At 51.2% G+C, this 5,626-nt stretch carries 1 tRNA gene and 3 rRNA genes; all 4 read right to left on the reverse strand.

What is annotated here, in order from left to right:
• Positions 1-54 precede the first annotated feature (54 nt).
• The 4 genes from rrf to PSCS_RS08550 all read right to left on the reverse strand — a co-directional run bounded on the left by rrf (position 55) and on the right by PSCS_RS08550 (position 5,223).
• Positions 55-170: ribosomal RNA gene (gene rrf / locus PSCS_RS08535) — 5S ribosomal RNA — on the reverse strand.
• Positions 171-461: 291 nt separating this feature from the next.
• A 23S ribosomal RNA gene (locus tag PSCS_RS08540) occupies positions 462-3,365 on the reverse strand.
• A gap of 172 nt (positions 3,366-3,537) precedes the next feature.
• Positions 3,538-3,613, reverse strand: a tRNA-Ala gene (locus tag PSCS_RS08545).
• A 71-nt stretch (positions 3,614-3,684) separates the two neighbouring features.
• Positions 3,685-5,223, reverse strand: a 16S ribosomal RNA gene (locus PSCS_RS08550).
• The 16S, 23S and 5S rRNA genes sit together here with 1 tRNA gene alongside, the layout of an rRNA operon.
• Between the last annotated feature and the right edge of the window lie 403 nt (positions 5,224-5,626).

Here is a 5,626-nt window from a genome sequence, read left to right on the forward strand (position 1 = left end):
CCCAGAAAATAAAAAAGGGCTACCCCATGCGGGATAGCCCTTTTTGATTTTAATGCCTGACGATGTCCTACTCTCACATGGGGAAGCCCCACACTACCATCGGCGCTGAGCGGTTTCACTTCTGAGTTCGGAATGGGATCAGGTGGTTCACACTCGCTATGGTCGTCAGGCAAACTGTTGATGCCAGTCGCTTTTTGCTCAAACTGAGCGGGCGACTCCATCGTTTACCCGTTTTGTGAACAACTGCCCGTTCGGCAGCGGTTTCACATAACCTGAGTCCGTTTTCACAGCCCAGGTCTTTGACAATCAATGAATGAAGTATAGTCTCTAGATTGCTCTAGATCATGTGTATGCCGTGCTCTACAAGCACATTTTTTAATCTGACTTCGATCGCTATGACAAGTCGTCATCAACGCTCAATAATCACTTATCGGTTTTGGCTTTCAAAAACCTGCGATTATATGGTCAAGCCTCACGTGCAATTAGTACTGGTTAGCTCAACGCCTCACAACGCTTACACACCCAGCCTATCAACGTCCTGGTCTCGAACGGCACTTTAGGGGGCTCAAGGCCCCAGGGAGATCTCGTCTTGAGGGGGGCTTCCCGCTTAGATGCTTTCAGCGATTATCCCGTCCGAACATAGCTACCGGGCAATGCCACTGGCGTGACAACCCGAACACCAGAGGTTCGTCCACTCCGGTCCTCTCGTACTAGGAGCAGCTCCTCTCAAATCTCCAACGCCCACGGCAGATAGGGACCGAACTGTCTCACGACGTTCTAAACCCAGCTCGCGTACCACTTTAAATGGCGAACAGCCATACCCTTGGGACCGGCTTCAGCCCCAGGATGTGATGAGCCGACATCGAGGTGCCAAACACCGCCGTCGATGTGAACTCTTGGGCGGTATCAGCCTGTTATCCCCGGAGTACCTTTTATCCGTTGAGCGATGGCCCTTCCATACAGAACCACCGGATCACTATGACCTGCTTTCGCACCTGCTCGAGCCGTCGCTCTCGCAGTCAAGCACCCTTATGCCATTACACTAAGTGGGCGATTTCCGACCGCCCTTAGGGTACCTTCGTGCTCCTCCGTTACGCTTTGGGAGGAGACCGCCCCAGTCAAACTACCCACCACACACGGTCCTCGTCCCCGTTTCAGGGACTGAGTTAGAACCTCAACAATACCAGGGTGGTATTTCAAGGGCGACTCCACAACAACTAGCGTTGCTGCTTCAAAGTCTCCCACCTATCCTACACAGATAGTGTCAAAGTCCAGTGTGAAGCTATAGTAAAGGTTCACGGGGTCTTTCCGTCTAGCCGCGGGTACACTGCATCTTAACAGCGATTTCAATTTCACTGAGTCTTGGGTGGAGACAGCGTGGCCATCATTACGCCATTCGTGCAGGTCGGAACTTACCCGACAAGGAATTTCGCTACCTTAGGACCGTTATAGTTACGGCCGCCGTTTACCGGGGCTTCGATCAAGAGCTTCGCCGAAGCTAACCCCATCAATTAACCTTCCGGCACCGGGCAGGCGTCACACCCTATACTTCCACTTACGTGTTTGCAGAGTGCTGTGTTTTTAATAAACAGTTGCAGCCACCTGGTCACTTCGACCGGACCCAGCTTAGAGAGCAAGTCTCATCACCAGAGCCGGCGTACCTTCTCCCGAAGTTACGGTACCATTTTGCCTAGTTCCTTCACCCAAGTTCTCTCAAGCGCCTTGGTATTCTCTACCTGATCACCTGTGTCGGTTTACAGTACGGTCAATTGTTATCTGAAGCTTAGAAGGTTTTCCTGGAAGCATGGCATCAACCACTTCTCTTTCTAAAAAGAAAGATCGTCATCAGTTCTCGGCCTCCTCATTAAAGAGAGCGACCCGGATTTACCTAAGTCACTGACCTACAACCTTAAACGCGGACAACCAACGCCGCGCTGGCCTAGCCTTCTCCGTCACTCCATCGCAATAACAATCGGTATCGGAATTTTAACCGATTTCCCATCGACTACACCTTTCGGTCTCGCCTTAGGGGCCGACTCACCCTGCCCCGATTAACGTTGGGCAGGAAACCTTGATCTTCCGGCGGGGAGGTTTTTCACCCCCCTTATCGTTACTCATGTCAGCATTCGCACTTCTGATACCTCCAGCAGACTTCTCAATCCACCTTCAACGGCTTACAGAACGCTCCTCTACCATACGTGCAAAGCACGCATCCGCAGCTTCGGTTATCAGTTTGAGCCCCGTTATATCTTCCGCGCAGGCCGACTCGACTAGTGAGCTATTACGCTTTCTTTAAAGGATGGCTGCTTCTAAGCCAACCTCCTAGCTGTCTGAGCCTTCCCACATCGTTTCCCACTTAACTGATATTTGGGACCTTAGCTGGCGGTCTGGGTTGTTTCCCTCTTGACAACGGACGTTAGCACCCGCTGTCTGTCTCCCGTGATAAAACTTACTGGTATTCGGAGTTTGCATCGGGTTGGTAAGTCGGGATGACCCCCTAGCCGAAACAGTGCTCTACCCCCAGCAGTCAATGACACGAGGCGCTACCTAAATAGCTTTCGAGGAGAACCAGCTATCTCCGGGCTTGATTAGCCTTTCACTCCGACCCACAGCTCATCCCCTAATTTTTCAACATTAGTGGGTTCGGTCCTCCAGTGCCTGTTACGGCACCTTCAACCTGGCCATGGGTAGATCGCCCGGTTTCGGGTCTAATGCCAGCAACTAAACGCCCTATTAAGACTCGGTTTCCCTACGGCTCCCCTATTCGGTTAACCTTGCTACTGACATTAACTCGCTGACCCATTATACAAAAGGTACGCAGTCACAGAACAAGTCTGCTCCTACTGCTTGTACGTACGCGGTTTCAGGATCTATTTCACTCCCCTCTCCGGGGTTCTTTTCGCCTTTCCCTCACGGTACTAGTTCACTATCGGTCAGCCAGGAGTATTTAGCCTTGGAGGATGGTCCCCCCATCTTCAGTCAAAATTACACGTGTTTCGACCTACTCGTTTTCACAACTGCAGCGCTTTCGTGTACGGGGCTATCACCCACTGTCGCCGGACTTTCCAGACCGTTCCACTAACACTGCTGTTGCTTAAGGGCTTTTCCCCGTTCGCTCACCGCTACTAAGGGAATCTCAATTGATTTCTTTTCCTGCAGGTACTTAGATGTTTCAGTTCCCTGCGTTCGCCTCACATGCCTATGTATTCAGCATGTGATGACCCATAAATGGGCCGGGTTTCCCCATTCGGACACCTCCGGATCAAAGCCTGTTTGACGGCTCCCCGAAGCATTTCGTTGCCTACCACGTCCTTCATCGCCTCTGGCTGCCAAGGCATCCACCACGTACGCTTAGTTGCTTGACCATATAATCTCAGACTCCTAAAAGCCCAAAACACATCTCAAACAACTCGCCTTCGATCGTCGTACAGATTATGCGCTTGTATTAAGAACAGCATACACATCTTATTGTCCAACCAGCCTAAGCCAGTCAGCAATAATCTATATACTTCATTCATTGATTGTTAAAGAACGAATTGGTGGAGCTAAGCGGGATCGAACCGCTGACCTCCTGCGTGCAAGGCAGGCGCTCTCCCAGCTGAGCTATAGCCCCAATAGTTCGTTAAAACACAGGATTAAGTAATAGAGGTGAGCACTTTACCGGAACGCTTTCGCAGTTCAGTTTAAGGAGGTGATCCAGCCGCAGGTTCCCCTACGGCTACCTTGTTACGACTTCACCCCAGTCATGAATCACAAAGTGGTGAGCGCACTCCCGAAGGTTATGCTACCCACTTCTTTTGCAACCCACTCCCATGGTGTGACGGGCGGTGTGTACAAGGCCCGGGAACGTATTCACCGTGACATTCTGATTCACGATTACTAGCGATTCCGACTTCATGGAGTCGAGTTGCAGACTCCAATCCGGACTACGAAACGTTTTATGGGATTAGCTCCACCTCGCGGCTTCGCAACCCTTTGTACGCTCCATTGTAGCACGTGTGTAGCCCTGGTCGTAAGGGCCATGATGACTTGACGTCGTCCCCACCTTCCTCCGGTTTGTCACCGGCAGTCTCCTTAGAGTGCCCAACTAAATGATGGCAAATAAGGACAAGGGTTGCGCTCGTTACGGGACTTAACCCAACATCTCACGACACGAGCTGACGACAGCCATGCAGCACCTGTCACTGCGTTCCCGAAGGCACCAATCTATCTCTAGAAAGTTCGCAGGATGTCAAGACCAGGTAAGGTTCTTCGCGTTGCGTCGAATTAAACCACATGCTCCACCGCTTGTGCGGGCCCCCGTCAATTCATTTGAGTTTTAATCTTGCGACCGTACTCCCCAGGCGGTCAACTTAGTGCGTTAGCTGCGCCACTCAGAGGATGACCCTCCCAACGGCTAGTTGACATCGTTTACGGCGTGGACTACCAGGGTATCTAATCCTGTTTGCTCCCCACGCTTTCGCACCTCAGCGTCAGTATCGATCCAGGGGGCCGCCTTCGCCACTGGTATTCCTCCACATCTCTACGCATTTCACCGCTACACGTGGAATTCTACCCCCCTCTCTCGTACTCTAGCCTGGCAGTATTGGATGCAATTCCAAGGTTGAGCCCTGGGCTTTCACATCCAACTAACCAAACCGCCTACGCGCGCTTTACGCCCAGTAATTCCGATTAACGCTTGCACCCTTCGTATTACCGCGGCTGCTGGCACGAAGTTAGCCGGTGCTTATTCTGCAGGTAACGTCAACTCGCAAGGTTATTAACCTTACGCCTTTCCTCCCTGCTTAAAGTGCTTTACAACCCGAAGGCCTTCTTCACACACGCGGCATGGCTGGATCAGGGTTGCCCCCATTGTCCAATATTCCCCACTGCTGCCTCCCGTAGGAGTCCGGACCGTGTCTCAGTTCCGGTGTGGCTGATCATCCTCTCAGACCAGCTACGGATCGTTGCCTTGGTAGGCCTTTACCCCACCAACAAGCTAATCCGACGCAGGCTCATCTAATAGCGCAAGGTCCGAAGATCCCCTGCTTTCCCCCGTAGGGCGTATGCGGTATTAATCCGAGTTTCCCCGGGCTATCCCCCACTATTAGGCAGATTCCTACGCGTTACTCACCCGTCCGCCGCTCGACGCCTGGGAGCAAGCTCCCATCGTTTCCGCTCGACTTGCATGTGTTAAGCCTGCCGCCAGCGTTCAATCTGAGCCATGATCAAACTCTTCAGTTCAAAGGTTCGCCAGTTAAATCAACCGTACTACTTGATCGATCAATCCAACCAACTTATATCATGCTCAAAGTCACAACTACTGTCTTAAATAGACTTAATAATATACTCAGTAAATTAACGCAGTTGCTTTCCTTGATATCTTTTACGTATGCCGCAAAAGCATCCCGGAAAGCACCCACCTCTATTACTTAATCTCTGTCTTTTAAAGAACTTTTTCGTTAACCTTCGTGGCTAACGAGGCCGCGTATTATACGCGTCTTATCAATTCTGGCAAGCTTTTTTTCAAGAATTTTTTCTCTCAATCCAACTTGCTGCCTTGAGGTCGGTCCCGTTTAATCACGTTCTCGTCTCAAGGGCGCGCATTATGCCACAGAATCTGATTACCGCAAGCATAATTTGCAAA

It is taken from the genome of Pseudohongiella nitratireducens (assembly GCF_001642735.1).
GTDB classification, from domain to species: domain Bacteria; phylum Pseudomonadota; class Gammaproteobacteria; order Pseudomonadales; family Pseudohongiellaceae; genus Pseudohongiella; species Pseudohongiella nitratireducens.